The 18,592-nt window shown below is 43.2% G+C and carries 18 protein-coding genes; 13 read left to right on the top strand and 5 right to left on the bottom strand.

Annotated elements, in window-relative coordinates; all coding sequences use genetic code 11:
• Window positions 1-66 precede the first annotated feature (66 nt).
• From rpsU to A8O14_RS09450, 5 genes are all read left to right on the top strand, one after another.
• A complete protein-coding gene (gene rpsU / locus A8O14_RS09475; RefSeq protein WP_011903537.1) occupies window positions 67-279 on the top strand; it encodes a 30S ribosomal protein S21 in 213 nt (70 codons plus the stop codon).
• A gap of 118 nt (window positions 280-397) precedes the next feature.
• Window positions 398-844, top strand: a complete 447-nt coding sequence (locus A8O14_RS09470; protein ID WP_068949285.1) for a GatB/YqeY domain-containing protein — start codon at window positions 398-400, stop codon at window positions 842-844.
• Between the two features lie 27 nt (window positions 845-871).
• The gene (gene dnaG / locus A8O14_RS09465; RefSeq protein ID WP_068949284.1) at window positions 872-2,833 is read left to right on the top strand and encodes a DNA primase; all 1,962 of its coding nucleotides are present in this window, start codon (window positions 872-874) and stop codon (window positions 2,831-2,833) included.
• Window positions 2,834-3,067: 234 nt separating this feature from the next.
• A complete protein-coding gene (gene rpoD / locus A8O14_RS09460) occupies window positions 3,068-5,665 on the top strand; it encodes an RNA polymerase sigma factor RpoD (protein ID WP_071608681.1) in 2,598 nt (865 codons plus the stop codon).
• Between the two features lie 619 nt (window positions 5,666-6,284).
• On the top strand, window positions 6,285-6,887 hold the full coding sequence (locus A8O14_RS09450) for a nitroreductase family protein (protein ID WP_068949282.1): 603 nt from the start codon (window positions 6,285-6,287) through the stop codon (window positions 6,885-6,887).
• Window positions 6,888-7,074: 187 nt separating this feature from the next.
• Here A8O14_RS09450 and A8O14_RS09445 read toward each other — a convergent pair whose 3' ends face one another.
• Window positions 7,075-7,602, bottom strand: coding sequence for a YceI family protein (locus A8O14_RS09445; RefSeq protein WP_161484832.1), 528 nt, complete (start codon window positions 7,600-7,602; stop codon window positions 7,075-7,077).
• Window positions 7,603-8,092: 490 nt separating this feature from the next.
• Between A8O14_RS09445 and A8O14_RS09440 the strand changes: the two genes are divergently transcribed.
• The gene (locus A8O14_RS09440; protein ID WP_068949280.1) at window positions 8,093-8,473 is read left to right on the top strand and encodes a VOC family protein; all 381 of its coding nucleotides are present in this window, start codon (window positions 8,093-8,095) and stop codon (window positions 8,471-8,473) included.
• 45 nt (window positions 8,474-8,518) lie between these two features.
• Here the strand turns inward: A8O14_RS09440 and A8O14_RS09435 are convergent, their stop codons facing one another.
• From A8O14_RS09435 to A8O14_RS09420, 4 genes are all read right to left on the bottom strand, one after another.
• Window positions 8,519-10,081 (bottom strand): cryptochrome/deoxyribodipyrimidine photo-lyase family protein, encoded by a 1,563-nt coding sequence (locus A8O14_RS09435; RefSeq protein ID WP_068949279.1) that lies wholly within the window; start codon window positions 10,079-10,081, stop codon window positions 8,519-8,521.
• A gap of 89 nt (window positions 10,082-10,170) precedes the next feature.
• Window positions 10,171-11,658, bottom strand: a complete 1,488-nt coding sequence (locus A8O14_RS09430; RefSeq protein ID WP_216861595.1) for a glycine betaine ABC transporter substrate-binding protein — start codon at window positions 11,656-11,658, stop codon at window positions 10,171-10,173.
• A gap of 231 nt (window positions 11,659-11,889) precedes the next feature.
• Window positions 11,890-12,216 (bottom strand): hypothetical protein, encoded by a 327-nt coding sequence (locus tag A8O14_RS09425; protein ID WP_068949278.1) that lies wholly within the window; start codon window positions 12,214-12,216, stop codon window positions 11,890-11,892.
• Between the two features lie 23 nt (window positions 12,217-12,239).
• On the bottom strand, window positions 12,240-12,425 hold the full coding sequence (locus tag A8O14_RS09420; protein WP_068949277.1) for a hypothetical protein: 186 nt from the start codon (window positions 12,423-12,425) through the stop codon (window positions 12,240-12,242).
• A 352-nt stretch (window positions 12,426-12,777) separates the two neighbouring features.
• On the opposite strand from A8O14_RS09420, the gene A8O14_RS09415 reads away from it, so the two are divergent.
• The 7 genes from A8O14_RS09415 (at window position 12,778) to A8O14_RS09385 (ending at window position 18,590) form a co-directional block, all read left to right on the top strand.
• A complete protein-coding gene (locus A8O14_RS09415) occupies window positions 12,778-13,341 on the top strand; it encodes an RrF2 family transcriptional regulator (protein WP_068949276.1) in 564 nt (187 codons plus the stop codon).
• A gap of 72 nt (window positions 13,342-13,413) precedes the next feature.
• A complete protein-coding gene (locus A8O14_RS09410) occupies window positions 13,414-13,965 on the top strand; it encodes a demethoxyubiquinone hydroxylase family protein (RefSeq protein WP_068949275.1) in 552 nt (183 codons plus the stop codon).
• 42 nt (window positions 13,966-14,007) lie between these two features.
• Window positions 14,008-14,607: a DsbA family oxidoreductase gene (locus A8O14_RS09405; RefSeq protein ID WP_068949274.1), complete on the top strand. Its 600-nt coding sequence runs from the start codon at window positions 14,008-14,010 to the stop codon at window positions 14,605-14,607.
• A gap of 37 nt (window positions 14,608-14,644) precedes the next feature.
• A complete protein-coding gene (locus tag A8O14_RS09400; RefSeq protein WP_082913163.1) occupies window positions 14,645-15,796 on the top strand; it encodes an SUMF1/EgtB/PvdO family nonheme iron enzyme in 1,152 nt (383 codons plus the stop codon).
• Window positions 15,797-15,855: 59 nt separating this feature from the next.
• Window positions 15,856-16,896 carry a selenide, water dikinase SelD gene (gene selD / locus A8O14_RS09395; protein WP_068949273.1) on the top strand — a complete coding sequence of 347 codons (1,041 nt, stop codon included), beginning with the start codon at window positions 15,856-15,858 and terminating at the stop codon, window positions 16,894-16,896.
• A gap of 39 nt (window positions 16,897-16,935) precedes the next feature.
• The gene (locus A8O14_RS09390) at window positions 16,936-17,808 is read left to right on the top strand and encodes a putative selenate ABC transporter substrate-binding protein (protein ID WP_068949272.1); all 873 of its coding nucleotides are present in this window, start codon (window positions 16,936-16,938) and stop codon (window positions 17,806-17,808) included.
• On the top strand, window positions 17,805-18,590 hold the full coding sequence (locus A8O14_RS09385) for a phosphonate ABC transporter ATP-binding protein (RefSeq protein ID WP_370623065.1): 786 nt from the start codon (window positions 17,805-17,807) through the stop codon (window positions 18,588-18,590). The genes A8O14_RS09390 and A8O14_RS09385 overlap by 4 nt, the downstream gene beginning before the upstream one ends.
• The last annotated feature ends 2 nt before the right edge of the window (window positions 18,591-18,592 follow it).

The following is an 18,592-nucleotide window of genomic DNA, read 5'->3' as shown; positions in this document are numbered from 1 at the left end:
GCCGTGCTAGAATCGCAATTCAGTTAATTTTTCGATATTTATCGAGCATATACGAGTTAAATAAGTATGACTACAGTCCGCCTCCGCGAAAACGAACCATTTGAAGTGGCATTGCGCCGTTTCAAGCGCACCATTGAAAAAAATGGTCTTTTGACAGACTTGCGTGCCCGCGAGTTTTACGAGAAGCCAACAGCTGAACGTAAGCGTAAAAAGGCTGCTGCTGCAAAACGCCATTACAAGCGTATTCGCAGCCAAATGTTGCCTAAGAAGCTTTACTAATCGAATTTAAAAGCTCTCTTCACCGAGAAGCTTTGAAACCCGCTGACGGTGAAACGCAGCGGGTTTTTGCTTTTTAATCGCCAGTAATCAATCACTATCTAACACTGAGAACGACATCATGAGTATGAAAGATCAAATTACCGAAGATATGAAAAACGCAATGCGTGCTAAGGAGACTGCACGTCTTGGCGCTATTCGTCTTTTGTTGGCCGCAATCAAACAGCGTGAAGTTGATGACCGTATCGTGCTTGATGACGCAGCCATTATTTCTACTATCGAAAAAATGATTAAGCAGCGTAAGGACTCAATCTCTCAATTTGAAAAAGCAGGGCGTGATGATTTGGTTGCTGTCGAGTCTGCTGAAATGGTGATATTGCAAGCATATCTACCGGCACAAATGTCTGATGCTGAGGTTGAGGCTGCAGTCGCTGCCGCAGTAACATCAACTGGCGCTACAGGCCCACAAGATATGGGTAAAGTGATTGGCGTACTCAAAGGTCAATTGGCTGGCAAAGCAGATATGGGCAAGGTATCTGGTTTAGTAAAAGCAGCACTCGCAAAATAAGAGAACTCAGCTCATACTCTTAGCCTTATGGCGCTCATTCCACAATCCTTCATTGCTGATCTTTTAAATCGGGTCGACATCGTTGATGTGGTTGGGCAGCACGTAAAGCTTAAAAAGGCAGGTGCAAACTATCAAGGTTTGTGCCCCTTTCACTCAGAGAAGTCCCCATCGTTTTCTGTTTCTCCAACGAAGCAGTTCTATCACTGCTTTGGTTGCGGTGCACATGGTTCTGCGATCAGCTTCATGATGGAATATTCGGGTCTCGGTTACGTCGATGCGATTGAGGAGCTTGCGCGCTCTGCAGGCTTAGATGTGCCGCGCGAAGAACGCACCGCTAATGATGTCGCACGACAGCAGCAAGCAATGGCACTTAGCGAAGTGATGAGTTCTGCGGCAGATTGGTATCGCCAGCAACTTAAGGGCAACACGCGCGCAGTTGAATATTTAAAAGGCCGTGGTCTTACTGGTGAAATTGCCAAACGTTATGCACTCGGTTATGCCCCAGATGGTTGGCAGGGTCTTGAGGCGGTATTTGGGCCTTATACCAATGATGAAGTGGCAAAGACCTTAGTAGAGGGTGGCTTAGTTATTCAGGGGGAGCAGACTGAAGGTGCCCCTGTGAAACGCTACGATCGCTTCCGTGATCGCGTGATGTTCCCAATTCGCAATCCTAAGGGTCAAACGATTGGTTTTGGCGGACGCATTCTCGATCAAGGTGAGCCAAAATATTTAAATTCTCCAGAGACACCACTCTTCTCTAAAGGTAATACGCTCTACGGTTTATTTGAGGCAAGACAAGCTATTCGCGCCCAAGAATATGTTTTGGTGTGCGAAGGCTATATGGATGTAGTTGCTCTTGCGCAATTGGGTTTCCCTAATGCTGTTGCGACATTGGGTACCGCATGTACTGCAAACCATGTGCGCATGCTGCTACGTCAAACAGATAAAGTCGTTTTCTCATTTGATGGTGACTCTGCAGGTCAACGTGCTGCACAGCGTGCGCTGGAAGCCTGCTTGCCACTCATGTCTGACGATAAAGAAATTCGTTTCTTATTCTTACCAACAGAGCATGATCCCGATAGTTATGTACGCGCTTATGGGGCACCTGCGTTTGAGAAGTCAATTAAAGAAGCAATGTCGATTTCAAGCTTCTTCTTTAAGATTGCCAGTGAAGGCCATGATTTAACTACCCCAGAAGGCAGGGCTCATACGCATCATGCAGCCAAGCCGCTATTGCTGTCGATGCCACCTATTGCTTTGCGAACCCAAATCCTACGTGAGTTAGCGATTCGTACGAACACTACTCCTGCAGAGTTAGAGTCTTTCTGCGGTTTAACGGTAGTGCCTGTGCAGCCGACGGCTTATCAATCCACTCAAACAAGACAACAAAATTATCAAAATAATCAACCAAATCAAGTTGGCTATTCTAATAATGGCAATAGACAGGGCGCACCATGGCAAGCATCTAAAGGTTCTGCAAAAAGAGTTGCTACGCAAAACATTGAGCCGCCAAAAGCACCAACTGATTTAGCCGAGCAAATGCTCAGAGTCCTCATTCAGTTTCCGCATTTAGGTAAGGCACTGGATATTAATAAACGTGCACTCGCATTAAAGGCTGCCGAACAACGATCAGCTAATGCATTCGCATTAATGAAAGATCTTTTGTCGCAATGCGATCAAGTGGAATTGATTCCCGGAGAGAATGGAAAGCCTGGTTCTGTAGGTGCAGGGGCATTTGCAATGTTTCAAGACCAACTGTCTCGGAGTGATTTGGCGCCAATGTATGAAGTCCTTAGAAAACGCGTTATGGGATCAGACCTTGAACTCGAGGGAGCGGCCGCTGATTTAGATGGCACTTTCAAGAAGCTGGAATTGGTCAATCTAAAGCAAGAAATGACAGAAATTGCCCAAAAGATTGCTGGCAGTACGGCTAGCGACCAAGATAAGGCCCGTTATCGGGAATTGGGCGAAAAGCTGAAATTCTCCTAGGAATTTTCTGAAACACCCCTAGAAATTATCGATAAATACACCATATTTTTAGGTAATCAGAGGCTAAAAAAGTCGCAATCGACTATAATCCTCTGTTCCCAAGAAAAAAACGAATTAATTCAGCCACTTGCGCTTTATTTTTATGAAGTTTGGGGTAAGTGGACAAGTGAGTTACGGGGCTGTGCTTAATCAGTCGAGATCAACAACAGTAGTAATGTGAGTAAGTGCTAATAAATGCCTAATACCAAGACCAAAAAACCAGCTAAACCAGATCCAAAAAGTAAAACTGTAGCCAAGGCTCCAGCAAAACCTGCGCCAAAAGCAAAAGCAAAAGCAAAAGCAAAAGCAAAAGCACCAGCTAAGCCAGTGAAGGCCACAGCAAAACCGGCTCCAAAAAGTAAAACTGTAGCCAAGGCTCCAGCAAAACCTGCGCCAAAAGCAAAAGCACCAGCTAAGCCAGTGAAGGCCACAGCAAAACCAGCTCCTAAAGCTAAGGTAGTTGCTAAGGCTCCAGCCAAACCAGCTCCAAAATCAAAAGTACCTGCCAAGCCAGTAAAGGCTGCTGCTAAACCTGCGCCAAAAGCAAAAACAGTTGCTAAAGCCCCGGCTAAACCAGTAAAGGCTGCTGCCAAGCCAGCGAAAGCACCGGCTAAACCAGTGAAGGCTGCTGCACCTACGAAGGCATCTAAAGCAGAAGTCAAAGTGGAGCCAGCTAAAAAAGGTAAAGCAGTTGCAACTAAGGCTGAAGAAGTAAAAGATACAAAAGAGCCCAAAGGTAAAAAAGGAAAAGCTGCTGAAGTTGTTGCGGTAGTTGAACAAGAGAAAAAGCGTGGCCGCAAAGCTAAGGCTGATGCTCCCGCGGAAGGTGCTGAGCCAGTGTTGACTGATCGTCAAAAAGCTCGCGAGCGTAAAGCAAAAGAAAAAGCCCTCTTAAAAGAATTCGCAGCACAGCAGTTAGGTACCGAAGAGCAACAAGAATTACGTCGTGCTCGCTTGAAGACTTTGATCAAGATGGGCATGTCCAAAGGCTATTTAACCCATGGCGAAATGAATGACGTGATGTCTGATGAGTTGTCTGATGCTGATGCATTAGAAACTTTGATTAGCTTGTTAAATGATATTGGTATTACTGTTTACGAACAAGCGCCTGATGCCGAAACCTTAATCCTCTCAGATAACACCGCAGCTGCAGCTTCTGAAGAAGAAGCTGAGGAAGAGGCCGAAGCAGCGCTCTCAACGGTGGATTCAGAGTTCGGTCGTACAACTGACCCAGTCCGTATGTATATGCGTGAGATGGGTACGGTCGACTTGTTAACTCGCGAAGGCGAGATCGTCATTGCGAAGAAAATCGAAGCTGGCCTTAAAGACATGGTGATGGCTTTGGCTGCTTGCCCTGTAACGATTACTGAGATTCTGAGCAACGTTGACAAGATCGCTAGTGGCGAAATGGAGATTGACCAATTTGTTGATGGCTTGGTTGATCCAAACGCAGAAGACATTAAGCTTGGACCTGAAGAGCCAGAAATTGATCCTGATGCTGAAGAGGGCGAAGAGGGCGAAGAAGATGAAAGCGGCGGCGGTGGCGGTGGTGCTGCAACAGCTAACGCTAAGCAATTAGAAGAGTTGAGGCAGATTTCTTTAGAGAAGTTTGCGATTGTTCGCACGCAAGCTGAAAAGATGCGTCGTGCCTTCGATAAAGAGGGCTATAACTGTCCTGCATACGTCAAAGCGCAAGATACGATTCGTGCGGAGTTGCTTGGCTTCCGCTTAACCGCAAAGAGTGTTGAGAAGTTATGCGATACCATGCGTTCACAAGTAGACCAAGTTTGGAAACTTGAGCGCGGTATCGTTAGTCTGTTAGTAGACAAAGTTGGCGTCAATCGTGGTGAAGTATTAAAAGATTTCCCTAAGATGTCTATGAATTTGACATGGACTGACAAGTTGCTCAAAGAGAACAAGCCTTATAGCGCACTCTTGCAACGTAACGTTCCAGCGATTCAAGAGTTACAACAGAAGTTGATTGATATTCAGAAGAATGTCGTTATTCCACTTCCTGAGTTGAAAGAAGTCAACAAGCAGATGATCGCGGGTGAGAAGCGTGCTCGTGAAGCGAAGCGTGAGATGACTGTAGCCAACTTACGTTTAGTAATCTCCATAGCTAAGAAATACACTAACCGTGGCTTGCAATTCTTGGATTTGATTCAAGAAGGCAACATCGGTTTGATGAAGGCGGTAGATAAGTTTGAATACCGTCGTGGTTATAAGTTCTCTACTTATGCAACCTGGTGGATTCGCCAAGCGATTACCCGTTCTATTGCTGACCAAGCACGTACGATCCGTATCCCAGTTCATATGATTGAAACCATCAACAAGATGAACCGTATCAGCCGCCAGATCTTACAAGAAACTGGTCATGAGCCAGATGCTGCAACCCTAGCGCTGAAGATGGAGATTCCTGAAGACAAGATTCGTAAGATCATGAAGATTGCTAAAGAGCCAATCTCTATGGAAACACCAATTGGTGACGATGAAGATTCTCATTTGGGCGACTTCATTGAAGACGGCAACACCTTGGCTCCAGCTGAAGCAGCATTGCATGATTCGATGCGCGATGTGGTGAAAGACGTTCTGGATTCATTAACACCACGTGAAGCAAAAGTATTGCGTATGCGCTTTGGTGTTGAGATGAGTACAGACCATACTCTTGAAGAAGTAGGTAAGCAATTTGACGTTACCCGTGAGCGTATTCGTCAGATTGAAGCAAAGGCTTTGAGAAAAATGCGTCATCCAAGCCGCAGCGATAAGCTCAAGACCTTCCTCGAAGAAGATTGAACCAAAGACTAACGGGCCTATAGCTCAGTTGGTTAGAGCAGAGGACTCATAAGAAAGAAGCCCTAGGGGTCTTGTAGTTAAGACCTTAATAGATTCAAGAGGTTAGTGGTGAATTAGGCGGTATAAATTCACTACACACCGCTTACACACCAGAGCAAAAACCGAGGTGTGTAGTAAATGCGGTTTTAGTGTGGTTTTTGAAGTAAAAAACACCAGCAGTAAGGTGTGTAGTAAAAACAGTTTTAGGGCCCATAGCTCAGTTGGTTAGAGCAGAGGACTCATAGCGAAAGTTGTGCCTTATGCGTGGAAACTGCATAAGGGATGGTGTCAAATTCGGAGAAAGCTAAAGGTAGAAATATCCAAGCTAACGCCGAGCGAAGCTTAGTAAGAAATTACTTTGAACGTGTAGAGACTAGACGGCACCCACCTAAGTTCAGAAATGAATACGGTGAAGGCATAGTCCAGGGAGTTAGGAAACTAACACAAACCGGAATCCTTTGGTCCCAGGTTCAAGTCCTGGTGGGCCCACCAGAAAAGCAAACCCTCATCAGCAATGATGGGGGTTTTGTCTTTTAAATATTGGCTTATGATCAAGGTTTAAATCTCAGTGAGGAAGTTAATGAATACATTTGATGCAATTCGCGAACGTAGGGCAGTCAAGAATTTTGATCCAAAACATCAATTTACCCAGCAAGAAACTGAGCAATTGCTCGATCTTGCTATGCAGGCCCCATCATCTTTTAACATTCAGCACTGGCGTTTAGTTAATGTCACTGACAAGGCTTTAAGAGTCAAATTGCGGGAAGCTGCTCATGATCAAGCTCAGGTTACGGACGGATCATTACTTTTTGTAGTAACTGTAGATACGAAGGCTTGGGATAAAGATCCTGCTCGATATTGGGTTAATGCACCCAAGGAGGCCCAAGACATTTTGGTGCCCTGGATTCATCCCTTTTACTCGGGTAAGGAGCAATTGCAAAGAGATGAGGCAATGCGCTCTGCAGGAATCATGCTTCAAACGATGATGTTGTCTGCAAAGGCTATGGGTTATGACTCATGCCCAATGGTAGGCTTTGATTTTGATAAGGTGGCTGAGCTGATTCATTTGCCAAAAGACTATGCGATTGCAGCAATGCTGGTGATTGGTAAGGGTATTAAACCAGCGTGGCCTAAACCTGGCTTTATTCCTCGGTCAGAAATGTTGATTGAAAACCATTTTTAAGCTGATATTTTCTGAACGGGTTTGAACGGCATGAGAAATTCAATCTAAGCCCAGCTCCTATTGGGTTGATTAAAGCCCTCATCAAAAATGGTGAGGGCTTTAATTTTTATATTGTTGTGTTAGGTTAGTCGCTCAAATGAAACCTTATTTCTTGCAGACTCTATTGGCGATACCATTGTAATTAAGGCTATTCTCTTGACGCTTCAATCACTATATTTAAGCGGATCTCATCGCCAACAAATGGCACATATTTTCCTAGATCAAATTCTGAGCGACTTAACTTTGCGGTTGCATTAGCGCCACACATATATTTCAAAGTAATGAAGTTGCGACTACAAGCAAAGTTACTTACTTCAACATTAATGGATTTAGTAGTGCCCTTGATGGTCAGTTCGCCTGAGATCGATGTAATAGACTGATTATTAAATACAACCTTATCAGAAGTGAATTTGGCTACAGGAAATTTTTCAGAATTAAAGTAATCTTCGCCTCTAAGTAGCTTATTAAAGGTATCGGAGCCTGTGCTAATTGAGCCAGTCTCAATGTCAATATCTATAGTGCCCCCATCCATTTGATCGTTGAGTGTAATAGTTCCATTTACCTTATCAAAACGACTAGTTTGAATCGAGTAAGCTAAATGCTTGTAGCTAAAGCTAACAAAGGTGTGCTCAGGGTCGGTAATATAAATTTCTGCTGCTTGTACCGAAGAAGTCACCAAGTTTAGGAGTAAGACACTTATATAAAAAAAGTTCATTAGATATTTTAGGTGTTGATAGGAGAGTGTGCTGAATCAGTGACCCCACCCTCAATACAGTCCTAAATACCTTGTTTTTTAGTCTTTCCGACAATTTAGGCTTTAAAAATCTGGCACGGCGAGCATAAAATCCATTTATATGAGTTAATTCATTTAATTAACGCTTATACCAAGCTTAATGCCAATACTACTAAAGCAGAATCCGTTAGCGATGCCTCTCCGAAATTCACCAAGTCAGATACGAGACTTAGATGATCTCAGTCAATTAAGTAACATTGTTACGGATAAGCGCAGGAATCAACGCTCATTGGCCAAGAGATCAAGGCGTAATCGACATTACGAAAAACAATTTATTCGTAATACGCTCACGCGTGCATCTATCAATCCATCTGAAGAGTCGATAGAGTCTTGAGTTACATTTCTTTATTTAATTAACTTAGTAGGAAGAATCATGTTTAGTCACATTATGTTGGGCGCAAATGATTTAGAAGTTTCAAGGGACTTCTATGATGCCGCTTTAGGAGCTTTAGGTATCAAAGCCGGGAGCTTTAGTCATGACAAATACTTTTATCGCGGTCCTGGCGGAGTCTTTGCTATTACTAAGCCTATCGATGGTAAAGAAGCTACTCATGCCAATGGCGGCACAATCGGCTTTAGCGCCAAAACTATCGCTGATGTAGATGCATTCCATGCCATCGGTGTTGCTCATGGAGGTTCTTCCTGTGAAGGTGACCCTGGCTATCGAGAGGGGGTCGCTGGTACTGTCTATATTGCTTGGCTCAGAGATCCTGCTGGCAATAAAATCTGTGCAATGCATAGGCCGCCGAAATAAATATTTGCTTCGCTAGGGTTAGGTTAGGTTATTGGACTAGATTGGCTAAAACTCAAGGGTAAGCTGCGGGCTTGTCCCTGTAGTTTTTACTTTAGAGCTCTTACGGCCAGTCATTTTTGCTCGAGACGCATGTTTATCAATCACTGATTTTTTGCCGGCTCGAACGTCTGATAAGTTACGCCTAGCATGCAAGCGATCCTTAGATGCTTTTGTGGCGATAGCAAGATCTACTATTGGTTGGGGGATATCTCTACTAATCTCAATGCCAATACTGTTTTGTACTTCTTGAGGCATATTCCAAGGCTCAAAAAGCCAAGTATCTGGTACTTGGCGCATGTGAGGAAGCCATTTTCTAACAAAAAAGCCTTTTTGATCATGATCTTGCGCTTGCTTGATCGGGTTATAAACACGTGTCACGTTGATCCCGGTCGTGCCGGATTGCATTTGTAGTTGACTCCAGTGGATTCCGGGTTCGTAGTCTAAAAATTGGGTGGCTAACCAATCTCCTACTGGTTTCCAGTGCAACCAAAGTGGATAAGCTGCAACTGAAACCAGCATTGCGCGCATTCTAAAATTAAGCCATCCCGTTTCACGTAGCATGACAACGCAGGCGTCCACCATAGGCCAACCCGTCTTACCATCCTTCAATGCATTGAAGTAATCGTCATTGAATTCATTCTCGCGTAATGCATCATATCCACGGTGCATATTTCGCCACTCAATTTCAGGCTCGCTTTCGAGCTTTTGAATAAAATGACAATGCCAATACAAGCGACTCATAAAAGCAGTTAAACCTGACTTTCTTCTGCTGGTATCTAGCGACATTTGAAGCAGTTCTTCGTTAGTTGCCTGTACTACTTCCCTAATGCTGAGACATCCATAACTTAGATATACAGATAATCGGGAGCAGGCATCTGGTGCTGATAGGGGGGATGAGATCCCGCCTCGATACCACATGCTCCTCTGCTTCAAAAAACTATTAAGCGTTTTGAGTGCAAGAGATCTTCCGCCGCGTTGTCTTAAAGGTGGATTATGTTTCAGGTGCAGAGGCGCCTGCATCATGGACGGCGTCAAATAAAGAGCGCTGGAGTTCGGTGTTAGCACACTAGAGAGTCGTGCCCTCCAAAATTGAATCGTCGGAAGTTCACATAAAGGCGCTTCCATATGCTTTTGCCAATGAGCATGCCATTCATTACGATTTTTTAACCCTCTTACGACACCAAACTGGGGATACTCACCCCACTGTATGCAATGAGACTGACACCATTCACCAACCTCTTGATCTCTGGAATACGTAAATCCATTGCCAGTTTCTTGATGTGAATGCAAACCTTGAAAAGGGCTGGCTTGCCAAATTTTACTCAGTACTTCAGTAACTTCACCTTCATGAACTTCTAAAGTGCCACCAAGTAAATGGAGTTGGGCATCTAGATCTTGAAGACACTCTCGAATGAATTCAAAATGTTGGAGGGCCACATCTGGCTGCGTCCAAAGTGTTGGCTCAAGCACGTAAATGCAGCGAATGGGGCCTAACTTTGCAGCCTCGACAAGCGCGGTATGGTCCTCACAGCGCAAATCACGCTTAAACCAAACCAGTTGATAACTCATAGTTAATTAGTAGAGAGGATGAATTTATATTGATGTTAGATGATTAAGCCAATTTTTTCTTGCTAACGCAAAAATAAGGTAATCAATCACTACTTATTTATAGCTTTACGTTTGGGAGTCAGTACGACTTGTGCGAGTAGGGCAAGAATGGCGGCTGGTATGGCACCAGAAAGCATTAGAGCTTGATCATTCACGGCGAGCCCAGCCACTATAAGGTCGCCGAAGCCACCCGCACCTACTAATGCTGCAAGAGTGCAGGTGCCGACGCCAATCACAGTAGCTGATGCTAAGCCAGTCATAATGATTGGCTTAGCATGCGGTAGCTCAATAGAAAGCAATAATTTTCGCTCATTACAACCAAGAGCCAAGGCTGCTTCTTTTAAAGTGCTTGGAACCTCCATTAAGCCAATGTGGGTAGCACCCACAATTGGTAGAAGGCCATAAATAAATAAAGCCAAAACGGCTGGTATGGTCCCTATTTGATCTAATACAGCAATCAAAATAGTTAGTAATGCAAGAGAGGGTATCGTTTGTAAAACACCAACAGTCCCTAGGATCCAAGTCGAAAATCGAGGTCGACGGTATGCAACAACTCCAAGAGGAATTCCAACGAGAAGAGCCATTGTTGAGGAAATTGTAACCAACAGAACATGATCTCGGAGTGCGGTAAGAAAATCTGGGCCAAAAAGTAAATTAAAAAACCTTGAGATCTTTGTAGGACTTGATTGATCATTAGTGGATTTATTCAAAAATCCACGAGCAATCATTTCAAAGCTAATGCCAGACTCAGCCTCATTATTAAGTTTTGCCATTGTTACTTCATTTAATGCTCCCGCTAATTTTTGTAGAGGCTTCTCATCAAAATCAGAGCGCATTAATAGGATTGCATCGTAGCGAGGAAATGATTTTCTGTCATCCTCTAATAAGGTCAGATTATTTTTCGTAATTGATGCATCAGTCGAGTATGCATCCACAATATCGACATCGCCACGAACAAGAGCATCATATGCTAGGCCATGCTCCAGTACTTTTTTGGATTTTATTTTGAGGGCGTAAGCCTGAATAAGCGCAGACCAACCATCATTCCTGGTTTTAAATTCTGGAGATAAGGCAATTCGAAGTGTGGATTGCTGCTCAGTTGATAGATTTGCGATATCACTGATTCGTTTTATACCTAGCTTACTCGCTTGTTCTGGTCTCATAGCAAGTGCATAAGTGTTGTTAAAGCCAAGTGGTATCGCTGCTTTTAATCCCATAGGCTTGAGCCAGGCATTAAGGGCATCTATTGAGGCTTCGGTTTCTGGGCGCTTGAGTATTTCTCGCAGAATAGTGCCGGTGTACTCTGGATACACATCAATTTGACCAGTTTTAAGCGCTTGAATAACAATAGCAGTATTACCAAGACCTTGGCGATGTATAGCTTTTAATCCAGCATCATGTAATGTGAGATTAACAAGCTCTCCAAGTACATAGCTTTCTGTAAACCGCTTTGATCCAACTGCGGTAATTTTTTCTGTAGACTGAGCTGATACAAAGCAGCTAATGGTTATACCAAAACATAAGCTGAGCTTAATCAAAAAAGAGAAAATGTACTTAGTGAAATACAAGCGGGGTTTTCTTCATTAAAAATATGAGATCTCATCATATAAGCCTTTGGCTTATTGTGCTCAGCCCGTATGTACTTTTGTAAGAATCACTTAGTAGTCTATTTGAATGTACAGTAAACGACAGTTTTGATTCATTAAAAATACTACCCTTGTAGGGCTGGGTATCGTTGAAGCATCATCCCTGACAACTTAGTTGGGTTGTTAAGTACTCATCTTTGAGTCGACCGAGAGACAGGATTTCATTGCTTTCAACTCAATTGTCTTTAACCACTCAGGCTTAGCCTTTGGGTTCATCACTAACTCATTGACTTGTCCATTGGTGGCATTTTTATTGATGAACTCGGCCTGACAAGTACAGTAGGCAGCAAAGTCTTCTGCACTCAGAGTTTTACCCTTAAGATCTTTATGCTCAGCCACTTGCTCAGTTGCGCAATTCTTTTGAAAGTCTTTTGAAATTGCTTGAGCAAAAGACTGATGGGATGTTACTAACAAAAAAGCTAACGATAAAGCAGTACGAAATGTTGACATTGTGCGCTTCCTTTTCATTTAATCTAAGTGGTAGAGATTCTTCCATAAACATCAAGGTCTGACTCATCAACCTCCAAAAAGTCATCTTCGATGACAGAGGCTCCTTCTAAGTTTTCGATATATTCCCGGATAGCGTAGTAAGGAGGCATCTGTGCTTCATTGTCATCCTGGGGATCCCAGACTTTGTAACGAAAAACGGTTAATTTCATATGATTTTTGTTGAACGTAACTCATGAGCCTAAAAGATGATTGATATGGCGCCTGAAGTAAGCCTTGCGAGCCTCGACTAAAACTATGACCAAATTACTCAGAAACTGTTTGAACTGTCTCATTTAAGGCTCCTTTGGTTAGAAATACTAGGGTTACTACTTAATTAGTATGCGCTTTAAGATCATAGATTGCAGGGCAGCAAAAACCCCTCTATTAGTAGTTTTATACGTAATAACCCTAATAGGTTCAGAATCAAGCTGTCTCCCGACCCGTATTTAAGGTCCTTCAGTCGCCTTCGGGCGACTTCTTTTTAAGTCATTTCTATCGTGTCGTTAATAAAAGGAAAGTGTCATGCTGAAGTACATCAATAGGTCGCTTGAGCAAACTATCAATACCTTGATTGATATCACCGCCTATTCACGCTTTGGTGTTCCGGTTAGAGCAATTGATATCGCTAAACGTCAGCACCTTTCTTTAAGTCGTATGGAGATAGTGCTATCCGCACTCAAGTCTGCTTATTTAATACGAGCTGCCAAAGGACGAAGGGGCGGATACTACTTAGCTAAAGACCCACAAAGTATGACGATGAAAGATGTATTTTTAGCAGTCAATCACTCTAGATCCAGAAAAGTAGTTATCGCAGATTTTGCTAAGGAGTTCGTAGAATCATTTGAATCTTATATGCGTGATTGTCTATCTAAGATTGCCGTAGCATCATCTTCAAAACATGCGAGAACAAGCCCCTTTCAAATTGAGATCATTCCAGCCTGGGACTCGCAAAAGTATCAATTACAAGAAATCTCCAAAAAGGGTAAATGGGATACTCAAAGCGTTCTGATTACAAAAGCCGAGTTACAAAAAGCAGAAAAGCTCGGGCCCAACTCTATATTTGATTTTAGTAATTACCTTCAATAATAAAATGAGATTGATGAAAAAGATGCGACAGTTTTATGATGAAGTTATAAGTTACATCCGGGCTTATCTCAGATGAGGGGTGTAATCGAGCGTAGCAATGCTTATTCCGTCTATTTGGAACGTGAGTTGCGCTCAGATCATGCTGGCGAAACGGGTGCTATCTATATCTATAAAGGCATTATTGCCATTGTAAAATTACGTAAAGATCAGGAGCTCATCAGTTTTGCCAAGCATCATGGAGCCACTGAGGCTGAGCATTTACAGTTAATAGAGTCTATTTTCGAGGCCAAGCATCGAAGTTGTTTGCTGGGTCCTTGGCGCATTGCGGGATGGTTAACTGGGGCGATACCAGCGCTATTTGGAAGAAAAGCAGTTTATGCAACGATTGATGCTGTTGAGACATTTGTAGAACAACATTATCAGCAACAGATTGAATATCTACAAAAAAATGGTAGTCATGATGATTTGCTTAAGCTCCTCATACGTTGCCAAGCCGACGAAATAAATCATAAAAATGAAGCAAGATCAAAAGTTGTGAGCCCTAGGCCCTTAACTCTAAGGCTTTGGTGTGCTTTAGTGGGGGGTGGATCGGCAGTAGCTGTTTTATTGGCTAGGCAGATTTAAAGAATATGATGTTGGTAGTTAATTAAACGAGGTGGAGAAGTAATGATTCAGATTCAGATCTGGGCTGACTTTGAATGTCCATATAGTTACTTTCAGACTATAGTTTTTGAAAAGCTCCAAATAAAGTATCAAGACAGACTAGAGATAGTATGGAGAGCATTTGAATTAACCCCAGTTGAGGGCAATATCTCTCCCCCACAATCCTATATAGATAATCTTGAGGCTGCTAAGTCTGAGCCCATTGTCATGCAAGAAAATCTTAAGCTTCTAACACCAAAATTTCTAACCTATACCTGGCTTGCACAAGAGAGTGTTTACTTCGCTAATTCTCAGGGCTTATCTTTAAAATTAGCCAGAGCTTTATTTGATGCATTCTTTCTGAGTGGGCTTGATATCAGCAGTGAAGAAGTAGTGATGAAGATTGCCTCTCAAGCAGGAATAGACATCTTGCAGCTGAGGCAAGCACTCGATAATGGTGAATTGACTAAGCATGTCATGGCCGATGAGCAAGAGTTTAAAACGTATGGCTTTCAGGGATTACCGGCAATGCTTATTGGTGAGAAGAATTTTTCACCTCGAAGTTTCATGCCCATCATGGGGTATAAAACCGTTGAAGAATTACTTGAGATCTTGCCTAAGTAGTACAGCGATATTGATGATCTTCATTTTCTAAATCTAAATGACACAGTTTGACTATCTGCGCTACGAGCCTTGGCCATTACCCAATAAGCTTCTAAAAGATTTAGAGCGCTCGACTCACGTGACACAAACTATCATTAGTAAGCTTGATCACGGCCAGGAAACAGTCGCCTTATTGCCCGGATTAAACCCTCCGCATTGGGAGTTTGGCCATCTGATTTGGTTTCACGAATTTTGGGTTCATCGCAAAGGGGTAGCATCCAATCCTTCCTTTTTAGCCCATGCAGATGCTTTATTTAATTCTTCTGAAATAATTCATGATGATCGCTGGCAGGTACAAATACCTTCTATCGATATCTTGATGAATTACTTTTCGAATGTGATGGAGCGTACATTTGCCATTCTCAGATCTGGAATCTTGAGTCCTGAGCAGGCTTACTTTATTCAATTGGCCCTCTATCATGAGGATATGCACAATGAAGCATTTGCTTATATGTGGCAATCTTTAGGTTACGTCTGGCCGCTAGAGCAAAGTCTGGGTTCTATACAAGAACAACAGAAAGACTTAGAGCCAAGATATATCCATATTCCTCAGTCTCAATTTAAGCTTGGGTCCACACCAAATATAGGCTTTATTTTTGATAATGAAAAATGGCAGCATGAAGTATTAGTCCCCAATTTTTCAATTTCAAGCCATGCAGTTAGCAGCGGTGAATATGTAGAGTTTTTAAGATCTCTAAATGATGCAGGAATAAGCTATGTAGAGCATCAACCTACGTATTGGAAAAAAGAGGGCGATACTTGGTTTGAGCGTTTTTTTGATCAGTGGCGAGAGTTGGATCTTAATGCTCCAGTAAGACATATCTCTGCCCATAATGCTGAGCAGTATTGTTTATGGAAGGGTGTTCGACTCCCCACTGAAAATGAGCTTAGCCTTTTAATGACATCAGCACATGAGCCATGGCAACCCTCCAGCTTATGGGAGTGGACTAGCGGTACTTTTAAGCCTTTTGAGGGCTTTAGCTCCGATCCTTATCAAGATTATTCGGCCCCATGGTTTGATAGCAGGCATCGGGTTTTGAAGGGCTGGAGTGTATATACCCCCGACTATCTGCGTCGACCCCAATTTCGTAATTTTTACCTACCTTCCCGCAGTGACTTTTTTTGCGGCTTTCGTACCTGTTTAGCATAAATTAGGTAAGCTCACATACTTCGCTGACATCTTCTTACTTTTAAATTGAGTTCTTCAACATGACATATAACGGTCGTCTTACCTCCCTCTCTCACGGCGGAGGCTGTGGTTGCAAAATTGCTCCAGGTGTTTTGAGCGATATTCTGAAATCTTCTCCTATTCGCCAGATACCTGCTGCACTACTAGCAGGTTCTGATAACAATGAGGATGCCGCTGTTTATCAAATCAACGAACATCAGGCGATCGTAGCGACAACCGATTTCTTTATGCCGATTGTTGATGATCCGTATCAATTTGGGCGAATTGCAGCAACAAATGCGATCTCAGATATTTACGCTATGGGTGCCCAACCTCTTTTTGCTCTAGCGCTATTAGGCATGCCAATCAATGTCCTTCCTTTGGAGGTCATTCAGCAAATTACTGCTGGTGGTGAGTCGGTATGCGCAGAAGCTGGGATTATGATTGCTGGGGGTCACTCCATTGATACTGTGGAGCCCATTTATGGCTTGGTCGCCATTGGCGTAGTAGACCCTAAAAAACTCAAGCGTAATAGCGGTGCAAAGTTAGGCGATAGCATCATCCTTAGCAAACCCTTGGGTGTAGGTATTCTTTCTGCTGCGCTAAAAAAAGAGCAGCTTTCTGACTCTGCTTACCAGGAGATGATTGCCTTAACGACTAAGCTGAATAAACCTGGCGTCGCGCTATCCCAACTCGATAGCGTGCATGCGCTTACGGATGTGACAGGGTTTGGCTTAGCAGGGCACTTATTGGAACTGTGCCGTGGAGCAAAGCTTTCAGCTCAGATTCAGTGGGACTCTATTCCAGTAGTTTCTGAGGCGGTCAAGCTGGTAAAAGAAGGCATCTTTACTGGCGCATCACCACGTAACTGGCTGGGTTATGGTCATGAAATACAGCTGGCCTCTCATTTGAATGAGTGGCAGCAAAACCTCTTGTCCGACCCCCAGACTAGTGGTGGTTTATTAATCTCTTGTAGCCCAGAAGCGACTGAGCAGGTATTGGAAATTCTCAGGGCAGATGGATTTAGCCAAGCTCAAAAAATAGGCCAATTTGTACAGGGCTCAGGTGTTTCTGTAGCCTAAGCTCTACTTCTTTAATTCAATAGAAAGTATCCGAACAACATGAAACTAAATACTTTGAAATTTTCACTCGGCCTTGTTTTAACAACGCTTTGCTGTAGCATGTTCACGCTTCCAGCTCAGGCGCAAGCCGTCTTACGCGTCTCCGCGATTCCGGATGAATCACCAACCGAGCTACAAAGAAAATTTCTTCCTTTAGGCGAATATCTTTCTAAAGAGACTGGCATGAAAGTTGAATTTACGCCCGTGACAGACTATGCCGCAGTTGTTGAGGCGCTGGCAACAAATAAAATCGATATGGCATGGTTAGGCGGGTTTACCTATATTCAAGCAAAAATTCGTACGAATGGCGCCGTCAAGCCGATCATTCAGCGTCTTGAAGATGAAAAATTTACGAGTAAATTTATTATTCCTGATGCTAGCTCGGCAAAGAATTTGACAGATTTAAAGGGCAAGACCTTTGCTTTTGGTTCGCCATCATCTACTTCAGGCCATTTAATGCCGCGTTTTTACCTAATGAAGGCAGGCATTAACCCAGATAAAGACTTTAAGAGTATTGCTTTTTCTGGAGCCCATGACGCAACAGTCGCATTTGTTGCTAGCGGTAAAGCAGATGCTGGCGCTTTAAATGCATCTGTTTGGGATAAATTGTCTGATGCTAAAAATCCTAATACCGAAAAAGTAAAAGTTCTTTATACAACGCCTCCGTACCATGATTATAACTGGACCGTACGAGGTGGTTTGGATGCAGCGGTAACTAAAAAAATTAGCGATGCTTTTTTAAAGCTGAATTCCAATGATCCTGCTCATAAAGAATTAATGGATCTTCAGAGGGCTAGCAAATATATCCCTACTAAATCATCTAACTACGATGAAATTGAAAAGGCTGCAATTGGTGCTGGTTTGATTAAGTGAAAAAAATAGCATTTGCATTTAAGCAAGTTAGTTTTAGTCATAGCAATGGAAAAGAAGCGCTAAAAAATATCAACATTAGCGCCTCAGCTGGTGAATCAATTGCGATTATTGGATCATCTGGCTCTGGCAAAACGAGCTTGCTTAACTTGATAGCGACTTCACTGCGCCCTAGTATTGGGTCTATATCGTTATTGGGTATTGATCCATGGGCGATTTCAAAAGGGCAATTACGCCGTTTACGCTCTCAAATAGGCTTAGTCCATCAAGCAGCCCCGATCCCACCAAGACAAAGAGTGATTACCGCTGTCTTAGCTGGTCGTCTTGGTCAGTGGCCGCTCTGGAAATCTCTTCTGTCATTAATCTATCCGATAGATATCGCGGGTCCGCAGTTATGTCTGCAAAAACTCGATCTCGCCGACCGCCTCTTTGATCGTTGTGACCGCCTGTCTGGAGGTCAATTGCAAAGAGTGGGTGTCGCGCGCGTGCTGTACCAGAAGCCTTATTTATTACTGGCTGATGAGCCAGTATCAGCGATGGATCCCGTCCTTTCTGATTTAACCATTCAGCGTCTTTTAGAGGATGCCCGAAGTAGAGATGCTTGTTTTGTAGCTAGTCTTCATGCAGTAGATATTGCTTTGCGATGGTTCCCCAGAATCATTGGACTGAAGGATGGAGAAGTCTTTTTTGACTTACCAGCATCTGAGGTGAATGAAAGTTTGCTGCAACAGTTGTATGCATCCGAACGTGGTGTTCTGCCAAAACAAGGTAGCGTAAATACATAGCT

This window comes from Polynucleobacter wuianus (genome assembly GCF_001659725.1).
GTDB classification, from domain to species: Bacteria; Pseudomonadota; Gammaproteobacteria; order Burkholderiales; family Burkholderiaceae; genus Polynucleobacter; species Polynucleobacter wuianus.
Note: the sequence above shows the minus strand (reverse complement) of the source record. Positions and strands in the feature narration are given on the sequence as shown.